Source organism: Izhakiella australiensis, assembly GCF_002006995.1.
GTDB classification, from domain to species: domain Bacteria; phylum Pseudomonadota; class Gammaproteobacteria; order Enterobacterales; family Enterobacteriaceae; genus Izhakiella; species Izhakiella australiensis.
Genome location: NZ_MRUL01000005.1, coordinates 167,994 through 182,540 on the forward strand (window position 1 = coordinate 167,994; position 14,547 = coordinate 182,540).

Consider the following 14,547-nt stretch of genomic DNA (forward strand, 5'->3'; position numbering starts at 1 on the left):
GTCAGGAAGATAATGTTCTGATTAAATTTGAGAAATCTTCTTTAATGTCGTGACTTTCTTCACGCAGCTGCTCGATTTTGCGGCAGGCGTGCAGCACCGTCGTATGGTCACGACCCCCGAAAGCATCGCCGATTTCCGGCAGGCTGTGGTTCGTCAGCTCCTTCGCCAGCGCCATCGCCATCTGACGGGGGCGCGCTACCGAACGTGAACGGCGTTTTGACAACAGGTCGGCAACTTTGATTTTGTAATATTCCGCCACTGTTTTTTGAATATTATCAATGGTGACCAGCTTTTCCTGCAGCGCCAGCAGGTCACGCAGCGCCTCGCGCACAAAGTCGATAGTAATGGCGCGGCCGGTAAAATTAGCATTGGCGATAACCCGGTTCAGCGCGCCTTCCAGCTCACGTACGTTGGAGCGCAGCCGCTTGGCGATAAAAAAAGCCACCTCACCAGGCAGACGAATGTCATTTTCGTCGGCTTTTTTCATCAGGATCGCAACCCGCGTTTCCAGCTCGGGCGGCTCAATGGCCACGGTCAGCCCCCAGCCAAAGCGCGACTTCAGGCGATCTTCAACCCCGTTAATCTCTTTCGGATAGCGATCGGAGGTTAAAATAATCTGTTGATTACCTTCAAGCAACGCATTGAAGGTGTGAAAAAATTCTTCCTGCGAGCGCTCTTTATTGGCAAAGAACTGAATATCATCGATCAGCAGCGCGTCGACCGAACGATAGTAGCGCTTGAACTCTTCGATCGCATTGTTCTGCAGCGCTTTCACCATATCCTGCACGAAGCGCTCCGAGTGCATATAAACCACCCTGGCGTTAGGCTTGCGCGCAACGATGCCGTTGCCGACCGCATGCAGCAGGTGGGTTTTGCCAAGACCGGTGCCGCCATAAAGGAACAACGGATTATAAGCCCCGCCGGGATTGTCCGCCACCTGACGCGCCGCCGCGCGAGCCAGCTGGTTTGATTTACCCTCGACGAAGTTATCGAAATTATGCTTGGTATTCACGTTGGAGCGATAGGAATGCTCGGCGGGCGCCGGCAGGTTATCCCAGCTTGGCCGGACGGTTGCCGCCGGACGGGCGCTGCCTGCAGACACCGCGCTGGCGCTGGCGGCCACCGCCGGCTGGCTGATGGTCTGAGTAACAGGTTTGCTACCGACCTCAAAGCGCAGCAACGGCGCGTCAACGCCACAAAAGTCGTTTAATAAGCCATTGATATTATTTAGATACTTATCTCTTACCCAGTCGAGCACAAACCTGTTGGGCGCGTACAAAGCGAGCGTATTGTCATAAAGTTCGGCCTGAAGTGGACGTATCCACATGCTGAATTCAGTGGCAGGTAGGTCATCCTGCAATCGGGCAAGGCACTGTTGCCATAGCGAAAGTGACACGGCGGACTCCACTCGAACGAAATCGATAAGAAGAAAAAGTGCTAAGATCTTTCATCATTGTTGACGCATGCATCTCTGCTGCATGCGCATCGCTATCTGCGATGATATCTGCTGGGATCGTTGTAACGGGATCCTCAGAGGAAGGGCGGATCATAGCGCAAACAGCGACAGAGATCTCCACTTTCTGCACAGATTCGATCCAATTTATCCACAGGCAGGAAAAGCAGCATCAGTTTACGCTTTTCGATTAATTGCGCATTCAGGATCGTGCGTATTCGATTAAATTTCATACCGCCGTCACGCTTTTGACAACCGCGTTTGCTTCGCGGATCGCAAGATGATCCTGGACGATCCTTGCGCTTTGCAACAGAGGCCGTATAATTCTCCCCCCAGCGTGCCGCCCTGCCAGGCGCAGGCTGGCAAACAGGTCATTAAAAGCGTGCATAATGCGGTGTTTTAAGCGAAGTAAATTGACTCCGGACTGTACAGTTATTACAATCCCGCCTCTTTATATAAAGATACTCTGAGGCGCAGGTCGTTTTACGGCTCCGTGTTAACGCGTCGACAGCAACAATTTTCAAAAAGTTTAGGTAGAAATCGCCATGAAACGCACTTTTCAACCGTCTGTACTGAAGCGCAACCGTTCTCACGGCTTTCGCGCTCGTATGGCAACTAAAAATGGTCGTCAGGTTCTGGCACGTCGTCGTGCTAAAGGCCGCGCTCGTCTGACCGTTTCTAAGTAATAAAAGCTAACCGCTGAGTGGTTAAGCTCGCATTTCCCAGGGAGTTACGTTTGTTGACTCCCACTCATTTCACTTACGTCTTCCAGCAGCCACAACGGGCTGGCACGCCGCAAATTACCATTCTCGGCCGCCTTAACTCGCTGGGGCATCCCCGTATCGGTCTCACCGTCGCGAAAAAAAATGTTAAGCGCGCGCACGAACGCAATCGGATCAAGCGTCTGACCCGTGAAAGCTTTCGCCTGCGCCAGCACGAACTTCCCGCCATGGATTTTGTGGTGGTCGCGAAGAAAGGGGTCGCCGAGCTTGATAACCGGGCGCTGGCTGAAGCGTTGGAGAAGCTATGGCGTCGTCATTGTCGCCTGGCGCGCGGCTCCTGATTGCGCTGATACACGTTTACCAACGTGTCATCAGCCCGCTGCTGGGGCCGCGCTGCCGCTTTTATCCCAGCTGCTCAAATTATGGCATTGAGGCGCTGCGCCGCTTTGGCATAGTAAAAGGCAGTTGGTTGACGATGAAACGCGTATTAAAATGCCACCCTTTACATCCGGGTGGTGACGATCCGGTGCCACAAAAAACCGACGATAACAGAGAACATTAACGATGGATTCGCAACGTAATCTTTTTCTCATCGCTTTTCTGTTCGTGTCTTTTCTGATCTGGCAAGCCTGGCAGACGGACCACGCTCCGCAGCCTCAGCAAACCCAGACGACACAGAACACGACCAGCGCAGCCGGTGATGCAGCCGACCAGGGCGTACCCGCCAGCGGGCAGGGTAAAACCATCACCGTTAAGACCGATGTGCTGTCTTTAAAGATTAATACTCGCGGTGGCGATATCGACCAGGCGCAGCTACTTACCTATCCGGACAAGCTGGGTTCTCCGGCGCCGTTTGAGCTGCTGGAAACCACGCCGAACTTTGTTTATCAGGCACAGAGCGGTTTAACCGGTCGTAATGGCCCGGACAATCCGAATAACGGCGCCCGCCCGCTGTACACCACTACCCAGGATAGCTTCGAACTCGGTCCGAATGACAGCGAGCTGCGCATTCCGCTGACTTATAAAGCGGAAAACGGCGCGGTCTATACCAAGACCTTCGTGTTAAAACGCGGTCAGTTCGCCATCAATGTGGATTACCAGGTCGACAACACCACCCAGCAGCCGCTGGAAGTGTCAATGTTCGGTCAGTTGAAGCAGACCATTGATTTACCCAAGCATCGCGATACCGGCAATAACAACTTCGCGCTGCACACTTTCCGCGGTATTGCTTATTCCAGCAATAAAACTAACTACGAGAAAGTGAAGTTTGACACCGTTGCCGACAACGAACTGCTGGACGCCAAAACGCCTAACGGCTGGGTTGCGATGCTCCAGCAGTATTTCGCCACCGCCTGGGTTCCACGCACCAGCGGCGACAACACGCTGTATACCTCTAACCTTGGCAATGGCCTGGCGGCCGTGGGTTATAAATCAGCGCCGGTAACCGTCGCGCCCGGCAGCCAGCAGCAGCTTGCCGCCACGCTGTGGGTCGGCCCGGAGATTCAGGACAAAATGGCTGCCATTGCGCCGCATCTTGACCTGACCGTTGATTATGGCTGGCTGTGGTTTATTTCTCAGCCGCTGTTCAAGCTGCTGAAGTTCCTGCACAGCTTTATCGGTAATTGGGGCTGGTCAATTATCGCCATCACCTTTATCGTGCGCGGCATCATGTATCCGCTGACCAGAGCGCAGTACACCTCAATGGCCAAGATGCGCATGCTGCAGCCGAAAATTCAGGCAATGCGTGAGCGTATTGGTGAAGATAAGCAGCGCATGAGTCAGGAAATGATGGCGCTGTACAAAGCGGAAAAGGTCAACCCGTTGGGCGGCTGCTTCCCGCTGATTATCCAGATGCCGATCTTCCTGGCGCTGTACTATATGCTGTCCGGCTCCGTTGAGCTGCGCCACGCGCCGTGGGCCTTGTGGATCCATGACCTGTCCGCCCAGGACCCGTACTACATTCTGCCGATTCTGATGGGCATGACGATGTTCTTCATTCAGAAAATGTCGCCGACTACCGTCACCGATCCGATGCAGCAAAAGATTATGACCTTTATGCCGGTCATCTTTACCGTCTTCTTCCTGTGGTTCCCGTCAGGTCTGGTGCTGTACTATATCGTCAGCAACCTGGTCACCATCCTTCAGCAGCAGCTGATTTATCGCGGGCTGGAAAAACGCGGCCTGCATAGCCGGGATAAGAAAAAAGCATAACGGCAGGCGTTAAACGCAGGCGTAGTCATCATAAAGGCGGTCAGCAGACCGCCTTATTTTTTTAAGAGGCGAGCATGAGCCATAGCGATACCATTGTTGCCCAGGCAACGCCGCCGGGACGCGGCGGCGTCGGTATTCTACGCATATCCGGAAGTCAGGCAGCGGCGGTAGCGCAGGCGGTGCTGGGTAGACAACCTCGCCCGCGCTACGCTGAATATCTGCCATTTAATGACGCCAACGGCGCAGCACTGGACGAAGGCATCGCCCTCTGGTTTCCGGGACCCCATTCCTTTACCGGTGAGGACGTTCTGGAGCTACAGGGCCACGGCGGCCCGGTTATTCTGGATATGTTGCTCAAACGCATCGTTGCCCTGCCCGGTTTGCGCATTGCCCGACCGGGCGAGTTTTCTGAGCGCGCCTTTCTCAATGATAAGCTGGATTTGGCGCAGGCCGAGGCGATAGCCGATTTAATCGACGCCAGCTCAGAGCAGGCGGCCCGCTCGGCGTTGAACTCCCTTCAGGGTGCGTTCTCACTGCGCGTTAACACCTTAGTGGAAGCACTTACTAACCTACGAATCTACGTAGAGGCGGCAATTGACTTCCCGGATGAAGAAATCGACTTCCTTTCAGATGGCAAAATTGAAGCGCAGCTGCTCGCCGCCATCGCCGATTTGGAAAACGTACGCGCCGAGGCGCAGCAGGGAACCCTGCTGCGAGAGGGAATGAAGGTGGTGATCGCCGGTCGTCCTAACGCCGGCAAATCCAGCCTGCTGAACGCGCTGGCCGGACGCGAAGCGGCAATCGTTACTGAAATTGCCGGTACCACCCGCGACGTGCTGCGCGAGCATATCCACATTGACGGCATGCCACTGCATATCATCGATACTGCCGGTCTGCGCGAGGCCAGCGATGAGGTGGAGCGTATTGGTATTGCTCGTGCCTGGCAGGAAATAGAACAGGCCGATCGCGTGCTGTTCATGCTGGACGGCACCACTACCGATGCCACCGAGCCGGCAGAAATCTGGCCGGACTTTATTGCCCGCTTACCCGCGACGCTTCCGGTCACCGTGGTGCGTAATAAAGCGGATCTAACCGGCGAATCATTAGGTTTAAAAGAAGTGAGTGGTCACACACTTATTCGCCTGTCAGCACGTACCGGCGAAGGCATCGATGTGCTGCGCGATCATCTGAAGCAAAGCATGGGTTTTGCCGGTAACATCGAGGGCGGATTTCTTGCAAGGCGTCGCCATCTACAGGCGTTGGAGTTAGCGGCCACTCACCTTCAGCAGGGTAAAGATCAGCTGCTGGGCGCCAGGGCCGGCGAGCTGCTGGCTGAAGAGTTGCGGCTGGCGCAGCTGGCGCTGGGCGAGATAACCGGTGAGTTTACCGCCGATGATTTGCTGGGTCGCATTTTTTCCAGCTTCTGCATTGGCAAGTAGCGCGCAGTTTACACACCGGGACGCGCTTTATGCCCAATAACGGATTGCCCGGGCTCAGAAGCAGACCCGCGCTGACGCCCTCGTTAAGCAAGCTGCCGTTTTCTCATACCCACGCATAGCCTAAAGAGAATTTCGGCGGCAGGCAGCTTCTGGCAATCTATTGAAAATAATGATAGTAGTTACTCACTTCATATTTTATTCAACTAAATCAAAAAATTAAATAAAATCATTTAACCCGGATTTAATACCTCCCCCCGTCATTCCGATATCAGATTGTCATAATTCTGAGCGCTAACATTCCTGAATGACCAGACGAATCTGATTAAGACAGCGTAATATCGATAAATCCTAAAATAGCTTTTAGCCGTCATGAGAGGATGCATTCAGCTAAGAAAATTCCTACAATACGGGTAATGATATTAGTCCATTTTCACGGAGCGACAGGTGGCCAGTCATTTTGCAAAATGTATTTTTTCACCAGGAACAACCAATACCCACCGACTTTCCGCAGAGCTGATTGCCCACACCTATCGGTTCTCTGAACGCCGACGCGAGCGCTTTCTGGCTGCCAGAGCGCTACTTGCCGAACTTATGCAGCACGTTTACGGCTTCTCCAGCCTGCCCGACCTGATCACTACCAGCTCAGGCCGCCCCTGCTTTGCTGACCCGCGCCTGCCTGATTTTAGCCTGGCTTATGCCGGTAACATGGTCGGCGTTCTGCTGGCTGATGAAGGCTGTCGCGCCGGGCTGGATATGGAAATGATCCGCGCCCACAGCCGACAAGCTCGAGAGCATCAGGCAGAGATGCTCTCTTCTGGCGAACAGGCGTGGATTAACGCCCAGCAGGACCCGATTGAAGCGGCAACGCAGATATGGACGTTACGGCAAAGCGTACTAAAACTTACCGGCGAAGGCGCCAGCGGAATGCATTCGTTACGCCTGCATCCGGCGTCGGGGCGACTGCGTTCGGTAACACTGCCAGATATTCAGGCCATCTGCGACGTTGAGCCACTAATGATATGGTCGTGCGCCCTCTCCCCTGACTGCGATCGGCTGCGCCTGTGGGAATTCAGTCAGCGCTATGGCTGGAACGAACTGCGGGATATTCGCGTACATCAGCAGAACATGGGACCGCGTACGCTGCGGCTGACCAGTTTGCCATCCGAGCGTACGCTGCATTTGTAAGGCGGGGAGCTAGCCGATAAGCGCTATCTTCAGGATAAACAAGATGGCGACGGCGACTACGCAAGGACTAATTTCACGCCAGCGGCCGGTGCCTAACTTCATGACACAGTAGCTGATAAAGCCCAGCGCAATGCCTTCAGTGATTGAGAAACTGAACGGCATCATCGCGGCGGTAACAAAAGCCGGCACCGCCTCAGTCAGGTCATCCCAGCGCACGCGCGAAAGAGAGGAGGTCATCAGCACGCCAACGTAGATAAGCGCGCCGGCAGCGGCATAGGCCGGAACCATACCGGCCAGCGGCGACAGGAACATCACCAGCAGAAACAACATGCCGGTTACCACCGCCATCAGCCCCGTACGCCCGCCCACAGCAACGCCGGAAGAGCTTTCAATATACGCGGTAACGGAAGACGTACCGGCGTAAGCACCCACGACCGAACTCAGGCTGTCGACGTAAAGCGCCTGCTTCATACGCGGGAAGGTGCCCTTTTCATCGGTCAGGCCGGCTTTATCGGTTACGCCGATCAGCGTTCCCGAAGAGTCGAACAGGTTAACCAGCATAAAGGAAAAAATGATGCCAGCCATGCCGAGGTTAAGCGACCCTTTGAGATCGGCCTGCCCCAGTACCTCGCCGACGTTACCCGGCAGAGAAAACAGCCCGCCATACTTCACGTCACCCAGTAGCCAGCCGATAAAGGTGGTGATGACAATCGAAATGAGCACCGCGACGTGTACGTTGCGCGAAGCAAGGATCGCGATGATAAAAAAGCCCACCGCGCCGAGGATAACGCCATGGGAGGTCAGATCGCCCACGGCCACCAGCGTGTCTTTGTTTGCCACTACGATCCCGGCATTTTTAAGGCCAATCATCGCAATCAGCAGGCCGATACCGCTGCTGATGCCAACACGCAAGCTCAGCGGGATATTGGCAATCATCCAGTAACGAACGCGGAAAAGTGTTAAAAGCAGCAGACCGAAAGCGCCCCAGAAAATAGCGCCCATGCCCACCTGCCAGGATATCCCCATGGCGCCAACCACCACGAAGGCAAAAAAAGCGTTGAGGCCCATCGCGGGCGCCAGCGCCACCGGTAAGTTGGCCACCAGCCCCATCAGGATGCTGCCAAACGCGGCGATCAGGCAGGTTGTGACGAATACCGCCTGGGTATTCATACCGGCAACGCCAAGGATTTGCGGGTTTACAAAGACGATATACACCATCGTCAGAAAGGTCGTAATCCCTGCGATAACTTCAGTTCGAACGGTGGTGCCATGTTCCTGCAATTTAAACAGGCGCTGCAGCAGCCCTTGATTATTCATAATTGGATTCCGCACTGGTAGATTTTGCGCTCGCTATCCTATACCAAAATTCGCCGGTTGAGGATTTTTCCGCAAAAGCAAGTTATCGGTCGCAATCTTTATCCGTCAGGCTAAAGTGTTAGCACTTAGCGCTGAATAAAAAGGATAAGTCCGATGACTATTTCATGCATATTTTTCGATTGCGATGGCACGCTGGTAGACAGCGAGACGATCTGTACGCAGGCCTATGTTAATACTTTTGGTCATTACGGCATTACGCTGTCATTACAGGCGATGTTCGAAAAATATAAAGGCGTGAAACTCTACGACATCGTTGACGATGTTTGTGCCAGCCATGGCACATCCGTGCCGTTGGAGAGCTTTGAGCCGCTCTACCGGGCTGAAGTAGCCCGCCTGTTCGATCTGCAATTGCAGCCGATCGCCGGCGCCAGGGAGCTGGTGGCGCAAATCAAAGTAGAAAAATGCGTGGTGTCTAACGGCACCGTAAAGAAAATGCAGCATTCTCTGGGGCTGACCGGCATGCTGCCACACTTTGGCGACAACCTGTACAGCGGCTATGACATCAACGCATGGAAGCCCGACCCTGAGCTGATGCACCATGCGGCGCGTAGTATGAACGTTCCGCTATCGGCCTGTATCCTGGTCGATGACTCCGAAGCCGGCGCTAAAGCCGGGATCGCCGCTGGCATTCCGGTATTCTACTACTGCGCCGATGCTCACAATCCGCCGCTCGACCACCCGCTGGTTACACCCTTTTATGACCTGAGTGCGCTGCCCGCGCTCTGGCATCAGCGCGGCTGGCAGCTTACCCATTGCTGATGGTCCCAGGTACGAACTGAGCACCTGTACGCCGCGGTATCCAGCGCTATATACGCGGCAAAGTACCTTATCGTGGAAACCTGTGTGCATTTTGTGGCTGTTTGTACCTATTTTCCGCTACATGTTTCTCCCGCTATTTTTAATTGCTATAACATCTTTGCTGGAAGTGCATTCAAATAATTAAAATCCCCTACAATAAAGGAACAGCCACTATGTCTGGAATACGTCAACGTATTCTGGAGAACATGCAAAGATTCTCCAGAGCAATGATCGGCGCAGTCTTGTTCTTACCGGTGATCGGTCTGATACTGGCATTAAGTTCTGTATTAACCAATCCTACTCTGATATCAGAAACCAGCTTTCTTCATTACCTCGGACAACTATTAGGTGATACCTTTTGGCCGTTATTCAGCAACCTGGGACTACTATTTTGCGTCGGCATAAGCTATGGCCTGGCGAAGGATAAAAAAACCGAAGTAACGCTGGTTGCCGTCATGTGTTTTATTATGTTTCTTGGCGCCAATCACTCATGGCTTGAATATACACATCAGGTCGCAGGAAAAATTAACGATGAATATTACGGCACCGGACAAACTGAATTATTAGGTTTTGTCGTTGTCGATATGGGCGTATTTCTTGGCATTATTCTGGGATGCACCATTGCATGGGTTCACAATAAGGTATCGACCATTGCGCTACCTGGCGCATTATCCATGTACGGCGGAGCCAAGCTGACGCTGGTCGCCATGACGCCTGTGATTGTGTTCTATGCCATCGCCTTTACCTGGATTTGGCCTTTCATGACACACGGTATTACCGCGCTGACCGGCTTTATGAAAAATGCCGGGGTCGCCGGCGTTTTTGTCTATGGTTTCTTTGAAAAATTCCTGATTCCAACCGGCCTGCATCACTTCGTATGGTCACCGTTCCAACTGACGCCGATCGGCGGCACGCTGAACGTTGATGGTCAGACCGTTGCCGGCTCGCAGGCGATCTTCCTTGCTTACATGCGTCACCCGGATTTAACGCCGCTGATGAACGAAGCGCTGCGCTTCTCACAGCAAGGCATGACCACTATCTTTGGCCTTTCCGGCGCCGCGCTGGCGTTTTATCACACCGCAAAACCGGAAAAGAAAATGTTAGCTAAGGCGGTACTGTTACCCGCCATCATTACCTCAATACTCACCGGCATCACCGAGCCGATTGAGTTTACATTCTTATTTATTTCCCCACTGCTATGGTTTATCCATGCGCTGTTAACCGCCGCATCTCAAGCCATTTGCGACATATTCTCTGTTCGCCCATGGGGTGCATCCGGCTTAATTGAATTTATTATTTATAACCTGCCGCTGCCGGTTTCATTAACGCGCTGGCCGCTCTACGTAATCATTGGTATCGGACAGTTCGCCGTTTACTACGTTATTTTCCGCACGCTGATTTTGAAACTAAATCTGAAAACGCCAGGCCGTGAAGATGATGAGGACGTGAAGCTCTATAACAAGCAGGATTATCGTAAAAAGATCAATAAGCATGCGGACAAAAATGGCCTGGTCGCCAATGACATAATTAATGGACTGGGCGGCAAAGCTAATATTATCTCAGTAGATAACTGTTTTACCCGGCTGCGCGTCGCTCTGCACAACCCTGATATTGTTGATGAGGCACAGTTAAAAAATACCGGGGCAAACGGCGTAATTCGCAGCGGTAACGAAGTACAGGTTATTTATGGTGTTAGTGTCGGTCAGGTTCGTTCCCACGTTGATACCTGGCTGGAAAATAATTGATTGGAGGCGTAATGAAACTTACCGTACTGGGTGGCGGCGGCGTCCGTTCAGCATTCCTGGCAAAATCGCTGGCCTATAATGCGCACCGTATTGGATTAAAGGAAGTGGTCTTCCTTGACAGCGAAGCTGACAATCTGGCGATCTTTGGTGAAATTGCTCGCTATGTCTTTGATACCATTCGCCCGGATATCCATTTTACCCTGACCAGCGACGCGGTTTCCGCCCTGAAAGGGGCCAATTTTGTCATTACCACCCTGCGCGTTGGTGGCGATGAGAGCCGCATTCGCGACGAACGTATTGCGCTTGAGCACAACACCTTAGGCCAGGAAACCACCGGCGCTGGCGGCTTTGCCATGGCGATGCGCTCTATTCCGGCGATCCTTGATTACTGCCAGCTGATTGAGCTGCACGCGGCGCCGGACGCTATCTTATTTAACTTTACCAATCCCTCCGGGCTGGTTACCGAGGCTATCATCAAGTCCGGCTTTAAGCGCCGGGTCTATGGCATATGCGACGCCCCTTCGGAGCTTATTCGCGAATTACCTCATATTCTCGGCTGCGACGAGCAGGCGCTGAAAGTTGAATGCTACGGCCTGAACCATTTTTCCTGGTTTACCCACTTTACCGTTAACGGTGAAGACGTCACCGAGCGTCTGGTTAAGATGCCGGAGCTATACAGCAAAACCGCGATGCAGTATTTCTCGCCGCAGCTGGTTGAACTCTGTGATAACCAGCTGCTGAACGAGTATCTGTATTATTATTACTATCGGGAAATCGCCTTAAGAGCCATTCAGGATGCCCCTGAGACGCGCGGTGAGCAGATTGCCCGCATCAACCGGGATATGCGCGAGGAGCTGGCGGCCATCGATGTTAAAGCCAACCCTGCTGCCGCCTTTGATATCTGGATGAAGCACTATCTGCGTCGTGAAAACAGCTATATGCAAAACGAGTCGCAGCAGGAGAAATTCAACGTTCGCGAACCGCTTACGCTGCAGCAGTTTATTGAACAGCCGGACAGCGGCGGCTATGCCGGCGTGGCGCTGGATATTCTGGAGGCGGTTAACAGTGATACCAGCAAACGCATCGTGGTGTCGCTGGCCAACAACGGCACCCTGGATTTCCTGCTGCCGGATGACGTGATTGAAATCAGCTGCGATCTCAGCAAATCCGGCCTGAAGCCGGTCACGCCGCAACAGGTGCCTTTAGCGCAGAAAAATATGATTTCCTGCGTGAAAGAGTATGAGCGGCTGGCCGTCGCGGCGATCCTCAAGCGCGACCGCGCGCTGGCGGTGCGCGCGCTGATGGCCCATCCGTTGGTAGGGTCCTGGTCGCTGGCGCAAAAGTTGGTGGAGGCCTACCTCAGCGACAGCCGGTTTACTGACTGGAAATAAACGATACGGGAGCATCAGGCGGTGCTCCCGCTGACATCTGCATAAACCAGAGTTTAAGAATATGTTCAAACCCTAAGATACAGTAACCAAAAAAAGGATTGCTCCAGTAAATATCATCATCATATTTTTGCGGGTCGTGAAGAATAAAGGAGATATCCGCCGCCTGCGCCAGCGGACTTTGGTGATCGCCGGTAAAACTCACCAGCTCGATACCCTTTCCTTGCAGCGCGTTCAGCCAGTTTAGCGCCGAGCTGCTGCGTCCGGATTTAGATATAATCCAGATAGCGTCGAATTTAGCGGTGTTTTTCTGCTCAAGAATTTCATAATCCGGCCAGAGCGCCAGGCTGGCATTAACGCCGATCACCAGAAACTTATTATAAATATACTGGGCAATAAGCTGAGAGAAGCCGCTACCGTGGATGAGAATTCTCTTGTCCTGCAATCCTTTTAATACGCTTTCAAGTCGCTCAGGTGGCTGGATGTTCATGAAATCTATATCATTGGTCACATCCATTTTTGGCATAGTGATATTAAATTTAATGAAATAAACCATCTCCAGCCAGCCGGTAAACTTCAGCTTTTTTGCCAGGCGCACCAGTGATGATGGATTGCTGTAGCAGCACTCGGCAACCGCCCTGATCCCCTGACGCACGCATTTTTCAGGATCGTTTTGAATATAGCGCAGGACGTTTATTTCGGTTTTATTTAAATTTACGTCACGAAAAATATTTTCTAATATCATAAATCGTCCCCGGTTAATTCCGGTGACATTACAATAATTCGCGCTGCCTGTATGCCTGCCCTGTCACTAACAGGGGCAGAAGCAGTCAGCACCTGCGGTGAAAACAGGGCTGACTGCCACAATATCTGTTAGCCGATTGCGCCGAGGGTATCTTCTTTGCCCTGCCGTTTAGGTAATAAAAACAGGGTGGCGATAACATCCAGCAGATAAATCAGCGCCAGCAGGGTAATGGCGGCAGCAAACGAGAGATGACTCACCAGCAGGCCGATCACCAGCGGACCGAAGCCGCCGACGCCGCGCCCCAGATTGAATAAAACGTTTTGCGCCGTTGCCCGCGCCTGCACCGGGAAAGTATCGGAAATCAATGCGCCGTAGCCACCAATCATACCGTTGACAAACATGCCCATCAGCGCGCCGGTAAATAACATAACGGTAGGATCTTTCAGCTGAGCGTAGACCACCACCATCGCCACCGCGCCCAGCTGATAGAACAGAAAGATTTTCCAACGGGCGAAGCGGTCGGCCAGCACGCCGAACAGCCAGATTCCGAAGGTCATGCCGATAACCGTCACGGCCGTCCACAGGCCGGACTTAGTCAGGCTAAAACCAAAGCTGGATGAGAGATAGCTTGGCATCCAGATCATCAGCCCGTAGTAGCCAAAGTTTTGCACCGAGCAGAGAATAAAAATCCCCAGGCTGGCACGCGCCGTGCGCGCATCGGCCACCAGCATACGCAGGCGGCGGTAAAAGGAAATTGCCGGCGCCGCCTGGACTTCACGGGTAAACGCTTCCGGTTCCCCCATACTGCGACGGATGATAAAAGACGCCAGCGCCGGCAGCAAACCCACCAGGAACATGCCGCGCCAGCCAATGACCCCCAGCAGGAATGGCGTAATAAAAGCTGCCAGCAGCACGCCAAGCTGCCAGCCAATACCGACCCATGCGGATGCGCGATTACGCTTGTGCGCAGGCCAGACCTCGGCAATAAGCGCCATACCGATGCCAAACTCGCCGCCCAGTCCCATCCCCGCCAGCGTGCGGTATGCCAGCAGATCCCAGTAGCCCTGGGCAATAGCGCACAGCCCGGTGAACAGTGAGAACATCAGGATGGTAAAAGTCAGCACCTTTACCCGCCCCAGCCGGTCGCTCAGATGGCCGAACAGGATGCCGCCGACCACCGCGCCAATCAGCGTCCAGGTAACCAGCGATCCGGCTTGCGTCGGAGCCAGACCCAGCGACAGGCTGATGGCCGGCAGCATAAAGCCCAGGATCAGTAAATCAAAACCATCCATTGCGTAGCCGCTAATGGCAGCCAGCATTGCTCTGCCCGGCGTAACGCCGCGCACATTTTCAGACGAGGACATGAAGAGTTCCCTGCAGGTAAAAACCAGGGGCGATTATAAGAAGCGCCGCGCAAACAATCCAGGCCCGGCTGAAGGGAAGAGGGAATCAGGGCGGCAAGCGCGGCCTGCCGCCCGGAGGAG

At 53.5% G+C, this 14,547-nt stretch carries 13 protein-coding genes; 9 read left to right on the forward strand and 4 right to left on the reverse strand.

Annotated features, from left to right (window positions below):
* Position 1: 1 nt before the first annotated feature.
* Positions 2–1,396, reverse strand: a complete 1,395-nt coding sequence (dnaA, locus tag BTJ39_RS10065) for a chromosomal replication initiator protein DnaA (RefSeq protein ID WP_078002557.1) — start codon at positions 1,394–1,396, stop codon at positions 2–4.
* Between the two features lie 602 nt (positions 1,397–1,998).
* Here dnaA and rpmH point away from each other — a divergent pair.
* The 6 genes from rpmH to BTJ39_RS10095 all read left to right on the forward strand — a co-directional run bounded on the left by rpmH (position 1,999) and on the right by BTJ39_RS10095 (position 7,010).
* Entirely contained in the window at positions 1,999–2,139 is a 141-nt protein-coding gene (gene rpmH, locus BTJ39_RS10070; protein WP_000831330.1) for a 50S ribosomal protein L34, read from the forward strand.
* Between the two features lie 17 nt (positions 2,140–2,156).
* Positions 2,157–2,516: a ribonuclease P protein component gene (gene rnpA, locus BTJ39_RS10075; RefSeq protein ID WP_078002558.1), complete on the forward strand. Its 360-nt coding sequence runs from the start codon at positions 2,157–2,159 to the stop codon at positions 2,514–2,516.
* Entirely contained in the window at positions 2,480–2,737 is a 258-nt protein-coding gene (yidD, locus tag BTJ39_RS10080; RefSeq protein ID WP_078002559.1) for a membrane protein insertion efficiency factor YidD, read from the forward strand. Before rnpA ends, yidD begins: the two co-directional genes overlap by 37 nt.
* 2 nt (positions 2,738–2,739) lie before the next feature.
* On the forward strand, positions 2,740–4,386 hold the full coding sequence (gene yidC / locus BTJ39_RS10085; RefSeq protein ID WP_078002560.1) for a membrane protein insertase YidC: 1,647 nt from the start codon (positions 2,740–2,742) through the stop codon (positions 4,384–4,386).
* A 74-nt stretch (positions 4,387–4,460) separates the two neighbouring features.
* Positions 4,461–5,825, forward strand: a complete 1,365-nt coding sequence (gene mnmE / locus BTJ39_RS10090) for a tRNA uridine-5-carboxymethylaminomethyl(34) synthesis GTPase MnmE (RefSeq protein WP_078002561.1) — start codon at positions 4,461–4,463, stop codon at positions 5,823–5,825.
* Positions 5,826–6,269: 444 nt separating this feature from the next.
* Positions 6,270–7,010, forward strand: coding sequence for a 4'-phosphopantetheinyl transferase family protein (locus tag BTJ39_RS10095; RefSeq protein WP_078002562.1), 741 nt, complete (start codon positions 6,270–6,272; stop codon positions 7,008–7,010).
* Positions 7,011–7,019: 9 nt separating this feature from the next.
* On the opposite strand, the gene BTJ39_RS10100 is transcribed toward BTJ39_RS10095, so the two are convergent.
* On the reverse strand, positions 7,020–8,327 hold the full coding sequence (locus BTJ39_RS10100; RefSeq protein ID WP_078002563.1) for an NCS2 family permease: 1,308 nt from the start codon (positions 8,325–8,327) through the stop codon (positions 7,020–7,022).
* Positions 8,328–8,480: 153 nt separating this feature from the next.
* Between BTJ39_RS10100 and yieH the strand changes: the two genes are divergently transcribed.
* The 3 genes from yieH to BTJ39_RS10115 all read left to right on the forward strand — a co-directional run bounded on the left by yieH (position 8,481) and on the right by BTJ39_RS10115 (position 12,321).
* The gene (gene yieH, locus BTJ39_RS10105; RefSeq protein WP_078002564.1) at positions 8,481–9,146 is read left to right on the forward strand and encodes a 6-phosphogluconate phosphatase; all 666 of its coding nucleotides are present in this window, start codon (positions 8,481–8,483) and stop codon (positions 9,144–9,146) included.
* A gap of 212 nt (positions 9,147–9,358) precedes the next feature.
* Positions 9,359–10,930, forward strand: coding sequence for a PTS transporter subunit EIIC (locus BTJ39_RS10110; protein ID WP_078002565.1), 1,572 nt, complete (start codon positions 9,359–9,361; stop codon positions 10,928–10,930).
* A gap of 11 nt (positions 10,931–10,941) precedes the next feature.
* Complete coding sequence (locus tag BTJ39_RS10115) at positions 10,942–12,321, forward strand: family 4 glycosyl hydrolase (RefSeq protein ID WP_078002566.1); 1,380 nt, start codon at positions 10,942–10,944, stop codon at positions 12,319–12,321.
* On the opposite strand, the gene BTJ39_RS10120 is transcribed toward BTJ39_RS10115, so the two are convergent.
* Together BTJ39_RS10120 and BTJ39_RS10125 are read right to left on the reverse strand one after the other, a co-directional pair.
* A complete protein-coding gene (locus BTJ39_RS10120; RefSeq protein WP_078002567.1) occupies positions 12,305–13,063 on the reverse strand; it encodes a MurR/RpiR family transcriptional regulator in 759 nt (252 codons plus the stop codon). The genes BTJ39_RS10115 and BTJ39_RS10120 overlap by 17 nt on opposite strands.
* Before the next feature lie 128 nt (positions 13,064–13,191).
* Positions 13,192–14,427, reverse strand: coding sequence for an MFS transporter (locus tag BTJ39_RS10125; RefSeq protein WP_078002568.1), 1,236 nt, complete (start codon positions 14,425–14,427; stop codon positions 13,192–13,194).
* Positions 14,428–14,547 lie beyond the last annotated feature (120 nt).

What these genes read in the sequence shown, in the direction of transcription:
- yieH (WP_078002564.1), top strand. Translation starts at nt 8,481, where the DNA reads ATGACTATTTCATGCATATTTTTCGATTGCGATGGCACGCTGGTAGAC.
- BTJ39_RS10115 (WP_078002566.1), top strand. Translation starts at nt 10,942, where the DNA reads ATGAAACTTACCGTACTGGGTGGCGGCGGCGTCCGTTCAGCATTCCTG.
- mnmE (WP_078002561.1), top strand. Translation starts at nt 4,461, where the DNA reads ATGAGCCATAGCGATACCATTGTTGCCCAGGCAACGCCGCCGGGACGC.
- BTJ39_RS10110 (WP_078002565.1), top strand. Translation starts at nt 9,359, where the DNA reads ATGTCTGGAATACGTCAACGTATTCTGGAGAACATGCAAAGATTCTCC.
- rpmH (WP_000831330.1), top strand. Translation starts at nt 1,999, where the DNA reads ATGAAACGCACTTTTCAACCGTCTGTACTGAAGCGCAACCGTTCTCAC.
- BTJ39_RS10125 (WP_078002568.1), bottom strand. Translation starts at nt 14,427, where the DNA reads ATGTCCTCGTCTGAAAATGTGCGCGGCGTTACGCCGGGCAGAGCAATG.
- yidD (WP_078002559.1), top strand. Translation starts at nt 2,480, where the DNA reads ATGGCGTCGTCATTGTCGCCTGGCGCGCGGCTCCTGATTGCGCTGATA.
- BTJ39_RS10100 (WP_078002563.1), bottom strand. Translation starts at nt 8,327, where the DNA reads ATGAATAATCAAGGGCTGCTGCAGCGCCTGTTTAAATTGCAGGAACAT.
- yidC (WP_078002560.1), top strand. Translation starts at nt 2,740, where the DNA reads ATGGATTCGCAACGTAATCTTTTTCTCATCGCTTTTCTGTTCGTGTCT.
- BTJ39_RS10120 (WP_078002567.1), bottom strand. Translation starts at nt 13,063, where the DNA reads ATGATATTAGAAAATATTTTTCGTGACGTAAATTTAAATAAAACCGAA.